This is a genomic window from Micromonospora musae, from assembly GCF_003626545.1.
In the GTDB taxonomy this organism is placed as follows: Bacteria; Actinomycetota; Actinomycetes; order Mycobacteriales; family Micromonosporaceae; genus Micromonospora; species Micromonospora musae.
In genome coordinates this window covers 432,722-446,425 of sequence record NZ_RAZS01000005.1, presented here as the reverse complement: position 1 = coordinate 446,425, position 13,704 = coordinate 432,722, and the positions used below count along the sequence as shown (strand labels likewise).

Genomic DNA, 13,704 nt, shown 5'->3' with positions numbered 1-13,704 from the left:
ACAGGACGCCGGGGGTCTTCGCGTCGCACTGTTGTAGCAGGTGAGAGGCGTGCGGATGGCGGGCCACATCCGATTCCTCCGGCCCGGTGGCGACAGCAGCGTCGCGCCGGTGCCGTGATCACCGGGTCCGGCCCCGCCGCCGCGGCGGCACCGGCGTAGCGCAGCGCCGGCCCGTACGCACCGACGAGGTCGCGGCCGGTGGAGACCGTCCCGGGCGCCCGGGACCGCCACCTTCGACACCGACGTCGCCACCCTCGCCGCCGTACGTCGGGCGCGCCCTGACGCCGCTCGACCCGAACGGGGCCACCGCGATCCGAGTCCGGCGCAGCGCCGCAGCACACCTCGACGCGAACCGGCCGGCCCGACGCGCGTAGCGCCCACCCGGGGAACCCGCGGGAGCACCGACGCGCCCGGCGGCCCCGGTCGTTGCCGCAACCGACGACAGTCCGCCGGCACCGGTCACGAGCCGGTCCGGCGTCGAACAAGGAAGGAGGGGCCGGCATGGCCGCTCCCACCGCGTCCGCATCCCTGAACGCGTCGACCTACTCACCCGGTGACCAGATGAGCCTCACCGTCACCTACGGCGACGCCGACACCAGACCGCTGACCCTCACGATCGTGGTCACCGACGCGCAGGGCAACAGCAGCGCGCCGGTCCGCGTCGCCGCGGTCATCGACCCGCTCACCGTCACCGTCACCGACGACTCCGGCCGCACCTGGACCCGGCTGTCGGACAACGGCGCGGTGGCCGTCTACCGGGCGGTGGCGTGATGCCCCGGGTGACCGTCACGGTGCGCGACTCCGGCGGGCGCACCGCCACCGCCAACGCCGACTACACCATCGCCCAGCCGGTGCTCGGCGGCTACTACCTCTCCGGTGGCGCCGATCCGACGGCCGACATGGCGGGCGGCAACTTCCGGTCGCTCACCCAGTACCGCAGCTTCGCCGACGGCTACATCTTCCCCGGCTACCAGCGACCGTGGCTGACCACCCTCGGCAAGTCGGGCATCAAGATCAATATGGTGTTGGAGCTGAAGCACTACGGTGCGCCGAACGCGGGACCGCAGACCTTCACCGTGGACGGCACCTCCTACACCGTCCCCGCGCCCGCGATGACCATCCAGCAGCGTCCGGGGACGACCTGGCCCAAGGCGTACGGCTACGGCCAGGTGCTCGCCGGGCAGTGCGACGGGCTCTTCGCCCGAGCCCTGTCCCAGTACCGGACGCTCGGCTTCCCGGTGAACATCCAGCTCGCCTCGGAGCTGGACACCGACCACGAGTTCGGCACCAGCGAGGCGGGCAAGGCCTACACCTGGGCCGAGTCGGACGCCCGGGCGGTGCAGGCGGTGACGTACATGGTGAACTGGTTCAGGGGCCGGGCACTGCCGGCCGGCACCACCTTCTCCGTCGGGCTGGGCGGCTTCGACCGGGCCTGCTTCCAGCGCACCCACCCCGAGTCGCTTATGGCGCGCCTCGACCACCTGCAGTGGAACGTGTACGCGACCAACCCCGGCCACACCGCGCTCGACCGCTTCCGGCGTACGAAGGACTGGGCCGTGGCCGACCTCGGCCCGGTCGCGCTCTCCCGCCCGGTGATCATCGCCGAGTGGGGGGTGCGGGTGGCCGAGATCCCGAACCAGGCCGCCTGGATAGCCACCGTGCCGGCGGCGATCGCCAGGCTCAACGCCGAGCGGGGACCGCGAATCGTGCAGACCAACTACTTCAACTCCGGCTGGGGCACACTCTCCCCGAAGGCGACGGGCCTGTCGGCGCTGAAGGCCGCCTACGCCACCCGCCCGTACGTCTGAGGTGGGGCCGGCGGCGCCGGGCGGACCGGCCCGGCGCCGCCGCGGCTCACCGACGGTGCCGGCGGTGGGCTGCCGCTGCTGCCGGCGTCGACGGTGGTCGCGTGAGATCGCCCGCGACGACGACCATGCGCTTCTCGCGGGTCCGGCCGGCTCCATATGCTCGGGGCATGGAACTGCGGATCTTCACCGAGCCCCAGCAGGGCGCCAGCTACGACCAGTTGCTCACCGTGGCCCGCTGCGCGGAGGACGCCGGCTACGGCGCGTTCTTCCGCTCCGACCACTACCTCATGATGGGCGAGGCGAGCGGCGAGCCCGGCCCCACCGACGCGTGGACCACGCTGGCCGGCCTCGCCCGGGAGACCAGCCGGATCCGGCTCGGCACGCTGATGACCGCCGCCACCTTCCGGCTGCCCGGGCCGCTGGCGATCACCGTGGCGCAGGTCGACCAGATGAGCGGCGGCCGGGTCGAGCTGGGCATCGGCACCGGCTGGTTCGCCGAGGAGCACACCGCCTACGGCATCCCGTTCCCGTCGCTCGCCGAGCGGTTCGACCGCCTGGAGGAGCAGCTCGCCGTCATCACCGGTCTCTGGACGACGCCGCGTGGCGAGCGGTTCGACTACGACGGGCGCTACTACCCGGTGGCCGACTCGCCCGCGCTGCCGAAGCCGGTGCAGGCTCCGCGTCCACCGATCCTGATCGGCGGTACGGGCAGGAAGCGCACGCCGCAGCTCACCGCCCGGTACGCCGACGAGTTCAACCTGCCCTTCGCCTCGGTGGCGGATTCGGCGGCCCAGTTCGACCGGGTACGGGCGGCGTGCGCCGAGCTCGGCCGTGACCCGGCCGAGCTGTGCTGGTCGAACGCGCTGGTGCTCTGCTGCGGCCGCGACGACGCCGAGGTGAACCGCCGGGCCGCGGCGATCGGCCGGGAGCCCGAGGAGCTGCGCGCCAACGGCCTGGCCGGTACGCCCGCCGAGATCATCGACAAGATCGGCCGGTACGCCGAGATCGGCGCCGAGCGGATCTACCTCCAGGTGCTCGACCTCGCCGACCTCGACCACCTCGAGCTGGTCGCGGCCGAGGTGATGCCGAAGGTCTGACGCCCGTTCGCTGACGTGTCCCGCCGGGGCGGCGGGGAGGGCGTCGGCACCGGCGTCGGCGCGGGCGGTGGCGCCGGCGTCGGCCGGGGCCCGGGCGACGAGCCGTCCGGGCCCGCCCCCGCCGCCGCGCCGCCGACCGGGGCGGTTCGCCTCGGCCAGGGAAGGGCGTCTCCGCCTGGCTTCGGATCGAGGTGACTGTTCATGGGCGTAGGGTTCCCCGAGGCGCCGGTGCCAATCGTGTCCGAATGACCGGTGCCCGCCGGCCCCGGGCTGTCGGAGGATGCGCACACTGACGACCATTGCCAGAACGGGGGAAGGGCGTGGAACTGCGGCGGAACCGAGGCTCACTCGTACTACCCGTGGTCTGCGTGCTGGTGGGCGTGGCGCTGCTGGTGGTGCCCCGGGAGGCAGCGTTGCTGCGCAACCTCGTCGCGGTCGGCGCCATCGTGCTGGGCGGCGTGGTGCTGCTCGGCGCGTTCCGGCCGTTCCGGTTCGGTATCGGCGCGGAGGGGCTGACCGTACGGCGGCCGGGGCTGCGCCGGGTGATCAGCTGGCCGGAGATCGACGCGCTCGTGCTCGACGAACCACTGCCCGTCGAGGGCAACCCCGCCTTGCCCCGGCTGCTGCTGGTGCCCACTCCCAGCCAGCTGCTCGGCGTGCCGACGAACGCCCGCCACCCGGTGGACGGCCGGCCCGCGGTGGAGCTGCTCGACCTGGGTCAGGTGCGGGAGCGGCCGGACGAGATCTCTGCGGCGCTGACCCGGTACGCCGGCGCCCGCTTCACCGACTCGCTGCAGCTGCGCCGTGCCGCCTTCACCGTGCCGGAGCTCGGGATCGGGCTGCGCGGCTACCAGACGGACCAGGTCGACAAGCTCCTCCGGGTCGGCCAGGAGGCCCTGGCCTGGGGCGGGGCGCCGGAGCGGCAGGCCGCCCGCGCCGAAGTCGAGCGGGCCCGGGCGGGCGGGTTGACCACCGCCATGCGCGGCTACAGCACGATCGACGTCGACGAGGCGCTGCTCGCGCTCGACACAGCCCTCGCCGAGGACCGCTCGACCGACCGGGAGACCACCTCGTGACCAGCGCGGACGAACTGACCGAACCCGCGCCCGCCGGTGCGCGGGCCGACGTGCCGCGCCGGAACTGGGCGGGGAACGTGCGGTACTCGGCGCGACGATTCCACCGGCCGGCCGACGTCGATCAGCTGCGCCGGCTGGTCGCCGCCGCCGAGCGGGTGCGGGTGGTCGGCACCGGGCACTCCTTCAACCGGTTCGGCGACACCCCCGGCGACCTCGTGAGCCTCGCCGGGCTTCCGCCGGAGATCAGCATCGACCCGGAGCGTCGGCAGGTCACGGTCACCGCCGCGCTGCGGTACGGGGACGTGGCCACCCGGCTGCACGCCGAGGGGTACGCCCTGGCCAACCTGGCCTCCCTGCCGCACATCTCGGTCGCCGGGGCGATCGCCACCGGCACCCACGGCTCCGGCGAGCGCAACGGCAACCTGGGCACCTCGGTCGCCGCGCTGGAGTTCGTCACCGCCGACGGTGACCTGCGCCGGGTCGACCGGGACGCCGACGGGGAGGTCTTCGCCGGCATGGTGGTCGGCCTCGGCGCGCTCGGCGTCGTCACCCGGGTCACCCTTGATCTGCTGCCCACCTTCGAGGTGCGGCAGTACGTCCGGCTGGACCTGCCGCGCGAGCACGTCGCCGAGGCGCTCGGCTCGGCGTACAGCGTCAGCCTCTTCACCGACTGGCGAACGCCGCGGATCAACCAGGTGTGGCGCAAGCAGCGGGCCGGTGAGCCCGCGCCGCCGCTCGACTGGCTCGGTACGACGCCCGCCGACGCGCCGCAGCATCCGGTGCCCGGCATGCCGGCCCGCAACTGCACACCGCAGCTCGGTGTGCCCGGGCCGTGGCACGAGCGGCTGCCGCACTTCCGGCTCGGCTTCACCCCGAGCAGCGGCGACGAGCTGCAGTCGGAGTACCACGTGCCCCGTTCGGCGGCGGCCGAGGTGCTCGCCGCGCTCGACCCGATCGCGCACCTGATCGCGCCGGTGCTGCAGATCTGCGAGCTGCGTACGGTGGCCGCCGACCGGCTCTGGCTCAGCCCGAACCACCACCGGGAAAGCCTCGCCGTGCACTTCACCTGGGTCGACGACCCCGCCGTGGTGCTGCCGGTGGTGGCCGCCGTCGAGGAGCGGCTCGCACCGTGGCACCCGCGCCCGCACTGGGGCAAGGTGTTCGGGCTCGACCCGTCCCGGGTGGCCGCCGCCTACCCCCGGTACGCCGATTTCGCCGCCCTGCTGACGCGCCTGGATCCCCGGGGCGTGTTCCGCACCGAAGAGCTCGACAAATACTTCCCCCGCTGATCCCCGCGTCGGACACTCGGCGGCGGCCGTCCGGGGTCGGCAACTCTCGCCGGCCGTCCGGGGGTCAGCGTCGCTCGCCGGCCGTGTGTTCGCGGAGGCTGCCCCGCTGCACCGCCCGGCTGATGTCGCTCGGCGAGACGATGCCGATCAGCTGATCGCCGGTCACCACCAGCGCGCGTCCGTCCGCGCACTCGTTGAGCCGGGGGAGCAGCTCGTTCAACTGCTCGTCCGGGTTGGCGAGCACCAGCTGCTCCTCGCGGCACGCCACCTCGGCCAGCGTGGTCGCCGACCGGCGCTCGGGCGGGATCCCGCGTACCCGGTCCAGCGTGACCAGGCCGATCGGCCGCCCCCCGTCCTCGGTGAGCGGCAGCGCCGAGTGCCGGTACGCGAAGAGGTACCTGTCGACGAAGTCGGCGACCGTCATGTCCGCCGACGCGGTCTGCGGCTGCGCCGTCATCACGTCGCTCACCCGGACGCCCTGCAGCGCGCTGCCCATCCGGGCCTGCCGTTCCTCCATGGCGGCGGCGCCGATCAGGAACCAGCCGATCAGCGCCAACCAGAGCCCGCCGAACCCGACGCCGGCCAGGAACTGCCAGATGCCGAGGGCGATGAGCAGCGCGCCGAGCGCCCAGCCGGCGCGGGCGGCCACAATCGTGGCCTTCGTCCGGTCCCCGGTCCACCGCCACACCCCGGCGCGCAGCAGCCGTCCGCCGTCGAGCGGAGCGGCCGGCAGCACGTTGAAGACCGCCAGCAGGATGTTGATGCCGGCCAGCCAGGCCAGCACCCCGAGCGCGAGTCCCCGGTACCCGACCTGGGCGAGGATGATGGCGAACGCGCCGAAGACGACGCCGATGCAGAAGCTCACCAGCGGGCCGATCCCGGCGATGCGTAGCTCGGCCCCCGGGTCCTTCGCCTCACCGTGCAGCTCGGCCACCCCGCCGAAGAGCCAGAGCGTGATGCCGCCGACCTCCAAGCCGTTGCGCTTGGCCACGATCGCGTGGGAGACCTCGTGGGCCAGCAGCCCGACGAAGAAGACCGCCGCCGCGACCAGCCCGGCCAGCACGTACAGGATCACCGGCCGGTCCGGGTAGGAGCGGGGGAACTGGCTCGCGGCCAGCCCCCACCAGATCAACGCGAAGATGACCAGGACGCTCCAGTTGACCCCGACCGGTACGCCCGCGACCCGCCCGAGCCGAAAACTCGCCCTCATGAACGGGTGATACCCGTGCAGCCTCCGGCCATGCCAGGGGTGAGAGCCACCCGGTGGGCGGTATGGCCGTTTGTCCGCCGCGCGAAGACCTGCGCCAACGTGGTCCGGTCCGGCTGCACGACGTCAACGAGCCGCATCATGTCCAGAGTCCGGACATCCTTCGCGTACGGCGTGGTGTTTGCTCGAACGGCGGTGAGTGGGCTCAACCGGCGCCGGCCGGGTGCAGCCGTGAGTCGCCATGCCGACAAGCCTCGGACAAGGGATGTAGCCTGCCTGTCCGGGATAGTTGCGTAGGTGGCGGCACGGATCGACGAGGATGATGACCCGTACCTCTGGATGGAGGAGGTCGACGGGGCGGAAGCTGTCGGGTGGGTGCGGGATCGCAACGCGGAGACCCTCGCCGCGCTGACCGGCGGGGAGCGGTTCGCCGCACTGCGGACCGAGATCCGACAGGTGCTCGACGCCGACTACCGCATCCCCTACCCGGGCTGGCGCGGGGATCGCTTCTACTACGGCTTCTGGCGGGACGCCGCGCATCCGCGCGGGGTCTGGCGCCGAACCACCCTCGACCAGTACCGCCGGCGCGAGCCGGAGTGGGACGTGCTGCTCGACGTCGACGCGCTGGCCGCCGAGGAGGGGGAGAGCTGGGTCTGGGGCGGGGTGACGGTGCTCCGGCCCGGATACCGGCGCTGCTTGATCAGCCTGTCCCGAGGTGGTGCCGACGCGACCGTGATCCGCGAGTTCGATCTGGGCCGCCGGGAGTTCGTGGCCGGAGGCTTCTCCCTCTCCGAGGCGAAGAGCGCCGCCGGCTGGATCGACGCCGACCACATCTACGTGGCCACCGATTTCGGGCCCGGCTCGCTGACCACCTCCGGCTACCCGCGCGTCGCCAAACGATGGCGGCGGGGCACGCCGCTGGCCGAGGCCGAGGTCGTCTACGAGGCCCGTCCCGATGACGTGACCGTCTACGCCTCGCACGACCCGACGCCGGGGTTCAGGCGCGACTTCGTGGGCCGTCATCTGGACTTCTACCGGTCGGAGAACTTCCTGCTGACGGAGGCGGGGGAGCGGATCCGGATTCCCGTGCCGGCGGACGCCGCATGGGACGTACACCGCGAGTGGCTGGTGATCCGGCTCCGCTCGCCGTGGCGGGTCGCTGGGCTGACCCACCCCGCGGGTGCCCTGCTGGCGACCCGGTTCGACGCGTTCCTCGCCGGCGAGCGGGAGCTGACACCGCTGTTCCGCCCCGACGAACAGACTGCCCTGAGCTACCACGTCTGGACCCGCAACCATCTGATCCTGGCCACCCTCGTCGACGTGCGGAGCCGGTTCACCGTGCTGACGCCCGGCGAGACGGGGTGGCGGCGGGAGCCACTCGCGGGGGTCCCGTCGAACGAGCACAGCCGGCTCGTGGAGACCGACCCGGAGCTGGGCGACGAGTACCTGCTCGCGTCGGAAGGGTTCCTCCAACCGGCGACCCTGCGACTCGGCGAGGTCGGTGGCCCGGTCGAGGTGCTCAAGCAGGAGCCGGCCTCGTTCGACGCCGGGAACCTCGCGGTACGCCAAGGCTTCGCCACGTCTGCTGACGGCACCCGCGTCCCGTACTTCCTGGTGGGGCCCGAGCCCACCACCACCGGGCCGACGCTGCTCACCGGATACGGCGGGTACGAGATCCCGATGACACCGGACTACGACGGCGCCATCGGCTGCGGCTGGCTGGCCCGGGGCGGCACCTACGTGGTGGCGAACATTCGCGGCGGCGGCGAGTACGGCCCGCGGTGGCATCACGCCGCGATGCGTGAGAACAGGCGGAGGGCGTACGAGGACTTCGCGGCGGTGGCTTGGGACCTGGTCGCACAGGGGATCACCACGCCGGCGCAGCTTGGCATCGAGGGCGGCAGCAACGGCGGTCTGCTCATGGGGGTGATGCTCACGCGCTTCCCGGCGCTCTTCGGCGCGATAGTCGCTCAGGTGCCGGTGCTGGACATGCGCCGCTATCACCGGCTGCTCGCCGGCGCCTCCTGGATGGCCGAGTACGGCGATCCGGATCGGGCGGAGGACTGGTCCTATCTGCGGGAGTACTCGCCGTACCACAACATTCGCAGTGGGTTGGCGTATCCGCCGCTCCTGCTCGTCACCTCGACCCGGGATGATCGGGTGCATCCGGGGCACGCTCGGAAGATGGCTGCTCGCCTGCGCGAGCACGGCCATGACGTCACCTACTACGAGAACGTCGAAGGCGGGCACGGCGGCGCTGTCGACAACGAGCAGTCCGCGTTCATCTGGGCGCTGATGCTGGAGTTCCTCTGGCGCAAGCTGACGCCGATGGGCCCGGGTGTGCCGCGCCAGTCTGCACCCGCGGTGAGCGAGCAGGCTCAGGTTTCCGAGCGATAGCGGTGACGTCCGTCCGACCTGGAGCCGCAGCGCCACCATGCTCCTCGGGGTCGACATGACGAACCTCATGTCGACCGGCTGGTGGTGGTAACGGGCTGCCGAGGAGCCCCAGGGCTGACTCCGGCCCGATCAGGAGTCAGCGGCGGGGGCTCTCGCTCGCGATCGTCGCCGCTCGGGGCATGGCGGCCGCCTCCAGCGCCCAGTTCAGCGCGAAGTCGGCAACCTCTTCCCAGCCCTGTTCGCCCACGGTGAAGTGGGACCGCCCGGGGAACGGGTGGTACGCGGTCAGCGCCCGGGACTTCGTGTAGAGCGCGGCGTTGCTGCGGACCACGCCGGGCGGGACGACGTGGTCGGCGCCCCCGGTGATCAGCAGCAGGGGCGCCCGGTCGTCGCGACGGGTGTCCACCTCGGCGACCGAGTTCGGATCGAGATTGGCGAACGCGCTCTCGAAGAGCACATGCCCGGCCCCGGGGACGGCGTAGCGCTGCCAGGCGCGGTCGGAGTCGGCGCGGCTCATGGTGTTGCCGAACGCGTAGTGGAAGTCGTCCTGGGTGAACGGGACGGCCCGGTGCCGGTTCGCCGGGTTACGCAGGATCGAGAAGCCGGAGCGCAGGGTGCTGAGCGGCAACTTGACCACGCCCTTGATGGCCACGGGGTGGACGCCCACCCCGGCCGCGCCGAAGCCCCGGTCGAGGAGGAGTTGGGTGATGAGCCCGCCGATCGAGTGCCCCATGATGATCGGCGGTCGGGGAAGAGTCCGGATGGTCTGCTCGTAGTGGTCGACGATGTCGGCGATCCGCTGCCCCGCGATCGGCGTGGGGTCGTCGCGCAGCTGCTCGACCTCGCCCTCCATGCCGGGCCAGGAGGGGGCGAGCACCCGCAGGCCGTGTGCCTGGTATCGGTCGACCCACCCTTCCCAGCTCCGGGGGGTCATCCAGAGCCCGTGGATGAGTACGACGGTGTCCACGTTTCCCTGCGGCGCGCTGCCCATCGGCGTCCCTCCCCGGTCGCGACGTGCGGACCCCGGCGGTTACCCGGTTGGCGCGGCCGGAACCCTCCGGCTCCCGGCCGCCCGATAGGTGCGTGAATTGGGGTCTCTGATGCGCCTGGTAGCCAGGTCGCCCCGGAGTCCGATACCTCAGAGGCATCTTTATGTCGGTGAGGTATCACCCCGCGCAGGCATGACAGCCCGGCGGCCCGGGCGCTCACCGGGGAGCGCGGCCGCCCCACCCCTGACAAATGTCACGGCGCGAACGTGACGGGCGCTCGGGGTACGAGACCCCGCCGGGCAAGAGCATGGTTCCCATGACGAGCACGCAACCGGCCGTGGAGCTGAGCGGCCTAACCAAGACCTTCGGCGCGGTCACCGCGGTCGACGGGCTGAGCCTGCGGGTGGAGCCCGGCGAGGTGGTCGCCTTCCTCGGCCCGAACGGCGCGGGCAAGACCACCACCATCGACATGCTGCTCGGCCTGGCCCGCCCGGACGCCGGCTCGGTGCGCATCCTCGGGGGCGAACCGGCGGACGCGATCGCGCGTGGCCGGGTCGCCGCGGTGCTGCAGACCGGCGGGCTGCTCAAGGACCTGACCGTCGGCGAGACGGTACGGCTGACCGCCAACTTCTACCGGCACAGCCGCCCCGCCGAGGAGGTGCTGGAGCGGGCCGGGATCACTGGCATCGCCGACCGGGTGGTGGGCAGGTGCTCCGGCGGCCAGCAGCAGCGGCTGCGCTTCGCCCTCGCCCTGCTGCCCGACCCGGACCTGATGGTGCTCGACGAGCCGACGACCGGCATGGACGTCGAGGGGCGGCGCGAGTTCTGGCAGGCACTGCGGCGCGACGCCCGGTCCGGACGGACCGTCATCTTCGCCACCCACTACCTCGACGAGGCCGACGCGTACGCCGACCGGATCGTGCTGGTCCGGCAGGGACGGATCGTGGCGGACGGCACCACCGCCGAGATCAAGAACCTGGCCGCCGGCCGGCTCGTCCGGGCCACTCTCCCCGGCGCCGACCAGGCCGCGCTCGCCGCGCTGCCCGGCGTCGACGCGGTGGAGGTGCGCGGCGACAGCGTGCTCGTGCGTACCGCCGACTCCGACCTGGTCGCCCGGCACCTGCTCACCCGGACCGCGGCCCGGGACGTGGAGATCACCTCCCGCAACCTCGAAGACGCCTTCCTCGCCCTCACCACCGACCACGCCGGAGCCTGACGATGACCACCGCGCTGAACGCCACCACCGACCGCGTCGCCCCCGACCGGCGGCCCCCCGCCCTTGGCGGCTTCTCCCCGGCCGTGCTCGGCATCGAGCTGCGCCGGGTGCTGCGCAACCGCCGCACGCTCGCGTTCACCCTGATCATGCCGGCGGTCTTCTTCCTCATCTTCGGCCTGCCGCAGCGCGGGCAGCAGCTGCCCAACGGCCGCGCGGTGACCGCGTACATCATGGTCAGCCTCGCCGTGTACGCCGCCATGGTCGCCACCACCAGCATCGGCGCCGCGGTCGCCACCGAGCGGGCGCTGGGCTGGAGTCGGCAACTGCGGCTCACCCCGCTGCGTCCCACCGCGTACGTCGCCGCGAAGGTCGTCACCGCGATGGTCCTCGGCCTGATCGCCGTCTGCGTCGAGTTCGTCGTCGGCGCGGCGACCGGCGTACGGCTCTCCGCCGACGTCTGGCTGCTGACCGGCCTCGGGGCGTGGCTCGGCTCGCTGGTCTTCGCCGCGTTCGGCCTCTTCGTCGGCTACCTCTTCCCGGCGGAGAACGTCATGCAGTTCATCGGCCCGATCCTCGCCGTGCTGGCGATGTTCGGTGGGCTCTTCGTTCCGCTGGAGGTGCTGCCCGAGGTGCTCCGGGACGTCGCGCGGTTCACCCCGGTGTACGGCGTCGGCGAACTCGCCCGCGCCCCGCTGACCGGCGACGGCGTGAGCCTGGCGGCACTGGCCAACCTGGTCCCGTGGACGGCCCTCTTCGCGCTCGGTGCGACCCGGTTGTTCCGCCGGGACACCGCCCGGGTCTGAGCGGAGACCGACGGCTAGCGTGAGCCCGATGGACGTTCCGAAGGGTCAGCCCCAGCCGGTGAGCCGAAAGTGGCGGCTCACCGGCTGGTTGCTGGCCGCGGTCTGGCTCTTCTTCCTCAACGTGCCGCTGGGCACGGCGTTGGGACAGGCCGAGCCGTGGCGCAAGTGGCTCGGGATCGGCACGCTGGTCGCCTTCGGGGTGGCGTACGTGCTGCTCTTCGAGTGGGCCCGGGCGCACCGGCAGGCCGGCCGGCCGATCCCGCGCGGCCGGGCCGCTGCCTCGCTGCTGGGGCTGCTCGCCCTCGGCCTGGTCGGCATCCCCGGCACCGGTGCGGACTGGATGACCACGCTGGTCTTCGTGGCCACGGCCGGGGTCTTCCTCCTCCCCGCGGTGTGGGCGCTGGTCGTCGTGGTGCTCGCCGCGCTGACGCCGCTGGTGGCGGGCTACCTGGTGCCCGGCTGGTCGGGGGTGAGCGGGGTCTTCTTCGCCGTGCTGCTCGCCTCGTTCGCCATGTTCGGCGTGGCCGCGCTGGCCCAGCGCAACGGCGAGCTCCGGGCGGCACAGCGGGAGATCAGCCGCTTGGCGGTGGCCGAGGAGCGGGCCCGGACGGCGCGGGATCTGCACGACATCCTCGGCCACTCGCTCACCGTGGTCGCCATCAAGGCCGAGCTGGCCGGCCGGCTGGTGGAGGTCGACCCGTCCAGGGCGGTGGCGGAGATCGCCGAGGTGGAGCAGCTCGCCCGGGCCGCACTAGCCGACGTCCGGGGGACCGTCGGGGCGTACCGGGGGGTGCGGCTGGCCGACGAGCTGGCGGGGGCGCGGTCGGCGTTGACCGCCGCGGGCATCACGGCCGACCTGCCTGCGGAACTGCCGGAGTTGCCGGCCGAGCGGGACACGCTCTTCGGCTGGGCGGTACGGGAAGGGGTGACGAACGTGGTGCGGCACAGCGGGGCGCGCCACTGCACGATCCGGGTGGAGCCGGACGCGGTGGAGGTCAGTGACGACGGCCGGGGACCGACGGCGCAGGCCGAAGCCGCCGGGCACGGCCTGGTCGGCCTACGGGAGCGGGCCCAGCGGCTCGACGCGACGGTGAGCGTCGGCCGTCGCCCGCAGGGGCGCGGGTTCGTGCTCCGGGTCGGCCTGCCGGCGGGTGCCCGGTGACCGAGCCGATAAAGCTGCTGCTCGCCGACGACCAGGCGCTGGTCCGGGGGGCGTTGGCGGCGCTGCTCTCCCTCGAACCGGACCTGACGGTGGTCGCCGAGGTGGGCCGGGGCGACGAGGTGGTGGCCGAGGCGCGGCGGACCGACCCGGACGTGGCGCTGCTCGACGTGGAGATGCCCGGGCTGGACGGGATCGCCGCCGCCGCGGCGCTGCGGGCGGCGCTGCCGGCCTGCCGGGTGCTGATGGTGACCACCTTCGGCCGTCCCGGTTACCTGCGCCGGGCCATGGAGGCCGGTGCCAACGGCTTCGTGGTCAAGGACACCCCGGCGCGCCAGCTCGCCGAGGCGGTCCGCCGGGTGCACGCCGGGCTGCGGGTGGTCGACCCGACGCTGGCGGCCGAGACGCTGGCCACCGGGGCGAGCCCGCTCACCGAACGGGAGACCGGCGTGCTGCGGGCGGCGCGTGACGGCGGGACGGTGGCGGACCTGGCCGGCGCGCTGCACCTCTCCGAGGGGACGGTACGTAACCACCTCTCCGCCGCCATCGGCAAGACCGGCGCCCGCAACCGGGCCGAGGCGGTCCGGATCGCGGAGCAGAACGGCTGGCTGCTCGGCGACTGAGGCGGCGCCGGGCGAGGCAGGCGCGGCCGGCGTCTCGGGC

12 protein-coding genes are annotated in these 13,704 nt (G+C 73.1%); 10 read left to right on the top strand and 2 right to left on the bottom strand.

Annotated features, from left to right (window positions below):
• The first annotated feature begins 501 nt into the window (after window positions 1-501).
• From D7147_RS16765 to D7147_RS33080, 5 genes are all read left to right on the top strand, one after another.
• The gene (locus tag D7147_RS16765) at window positions 502-771 is read left to right on the top strand and encodes a hypothetical protein (RefSeq protein ID WP_120678628.1); all 270 of its coding nucleotides are present in this window, start codon (window positions 502-504) and stop codon (window positions 769-771) included.
• Window positions 771-1,808, top strand: coding sequence for a hypothetical protein (locus tag D7147_RS16760; protein WP_120678626.1), 1,038 nt, complete (start codon window positions 771-773; stop codon window positions 1,806-1,808). The genes D7147_RS16765 and D7147_RS16760 overlap by 1 nt, the downstream gene beginning before the upstream one ends.
• Window positions 1,809-1,975: 167 nt before the next feature.
• Entirely contained in the window at window positions 1,976-2,905 is a 930-nt protein-coding gene (locus D7147_RS16755) for an LLM class F420-dependent oxidoreductase (protein WP_120678624.1), read from the top strand.
• A gap of 320 nt (window positions 2,906-3,225) precedes the next feature.
• Entirely contained in the window at window positions 3,226-3,981 is a 756-nt protein-coding gene (locus D7147_RS33085; RefSeq protein ID WP_147437405.1) for a hypothetical protein, read from the top strand.
• A 50-nt stretch (window positions 3,982-4,031) separates the two neighbouring features.
• A complete protein-coding gene (locus D7147_RS33080; protein WP_120678949.1) occupies window positions 4,032-5,270 on the top strand; it encodes an FAD-binding protein in 1,239 nt (412 codons plus the stop codon).
• Window positions 5,271-5,334: 64 nt separating this feature from the next.
• Here D7147_RS33080 and D7147_RS16735 read toward each other — a convergent pair whose 3' ends face one another.
• Window positions 5,335-6,480, bottom strand: coding sequence for a site-2 protease family protein (locus D7147_RS16735; RefSeq protein ID WP_120678619.1), 1,146 nt, complete (start codon window positions 6,478-6,480; stop codon window positions 5,335-5,337).
• A gap of 294 nt (window positions 6,481-6,774) precedes the next feature.
• Here D7147_RS16735 and D7147_RS16730 point away from each other — a divergent pair, with 294 nt between their 5' ends.
• On the top strand, window positions 6,775-8,874 hold the full coding sequence (locus D7147_RS16730; protein ID WP_233563170.1) for a prolyl oligopeptidase family serine peptidase: 2,100 nt from the start codon (window positions 6,775-6,777) through the stop codon (window positions 8,872-8,874).
• Window positions 8,875-9,010: 136 nt separating this feature from the next.
• Here the strand turns inward: D7147_RS16730 and D7147_RS16725 are convergent, their stop codons facing one another.
• Window positions 9,011-9,865, bottom strand: coding sequence for an alpha/beta hydrolase (locus D7147_RS16725; protein ID WP_120678617.1), 855 nt, complete (start codon window positions 9,863-9,865; stop codon window positions 9,011-9,013).
• Between the two features lie 314 nt (window positions 9,866-10,179).
• On the opposite strand from D7147_RS16725, the gene D7147_RS16720 reads away from it, so the two are divergent.
• From D7147_RS16720 to D7147_RS16705, 4 genes are read left to right on the top strand one after another with little or no spacing between them, the layout of a single operon-like run.
• Window positions 10,180-11,079 (top strand): ABC transporter ATP-binding protein, encoded by a 900-nt coding sequence (locus D7147_RS16720; RefSeq protein WP_120678614.1) that lies wholly within the window; start codon window positions 10,180-10,182, stop codon window positions 11,077-11,079.
• A gap of 2 nt (window positions 11,080-11,081) precedes the next feature.
• Entirely contained in the window at window positions 11,082-11,882 is an 801-nt protein-coding gene (locus tag D7147_RS16715; RefSeq protein WP_120678612.1) for an ABC transporter permease, read from the top strand.
• Between the two features lie 28 nt (window positions 11,883-11,910).
• The gene (locus tag D7147_RS16710) at window positions 11,911-13,044 is read left to right on the top strand and encodes a sensor histidine kinase (protein WP_120678610.1); all 1,134 of its coding nucleotides are present in this window, start codon (window positions 11,911-11,913) and stop codon (window positions 13,042-13,044) included.
• Window positions 13,041-13,664, top strand: coding sequence for a response regulator transcription factor (locus D7147_RS16705; RefSeq protein WP_120678608.1), 624 nt, complete (start codon window positions 13,041-13,043; stop codon window positions 13,662-13,664). The genes D7147_RS16710 and D7147_RS16705 overlap by 4 nt, the downstream gene beginning before the upstream one ends.
• The last annotated feature ends 40 nt before the right edge of the window (window positions 13,665-13,704 follow it).

Excerpts from the sequence above, each read along its gene's own strand:
- D7147_RS16725 (WP_120678617.1), bottom strand. The coding sequence starts at position 9,865 with ATGGGCAGCGCGCCGCAGGGAAACGTGGACACCGTCGTACTCATCCAC.
- D7147_RS16755 (WP_120678624.1), top strand. The coding sequence starts at position 1,976 with ATGGAACTGCGGATCTTCACCGAGCCCCAGCAGGGCGCCAGCTACGAC.
- D7147_RS16735 (WP_120678619.1), bottom strand. The coding sequence starts at position 6,480 with ATGAGGGCGAGTTTTCGGCTCGGGCGGGTCGCGGGCGTACCGGTCGGG.
- D7147_RS16720 (WP_120678614.1), top strand. The coding sequence starts at position 10,180 with ATGACGAGCACGCAACCGGCCGTGGAGCTGAGCGGCCTAACCAAGACC.
- D7147_RS16760 (WP_120678626.1), top strand. The coding sequence starts at position 771 with ATGCCCCGGGTGACCGTCACGGTGCGCGACTCCGGCGGGCGCACCGCC.
- D7147_RS16710 (WP_120678610.1), top strand. The coding sequence starts at position 11,911 with ATGGACGTTCCGAAGGGTCAGCCCCAGCCGGTGAGCCGAAAGTGGCGG.
- D7147_RS16765 (WP_120678628.1), top strand. The coding sequence starts at position 502 with ATGGCCGCTCCCACCGCGTCCGCATCCCTGAACGCGTCGACCTACTCA.
- D7147_RS16715 (WP_120678612.1), top strand. The coding sequence starts at position 11,082 with ATGACCACCGCGCTGAACGCCACCACCGACCGCGTCGCCCCCGACCGG.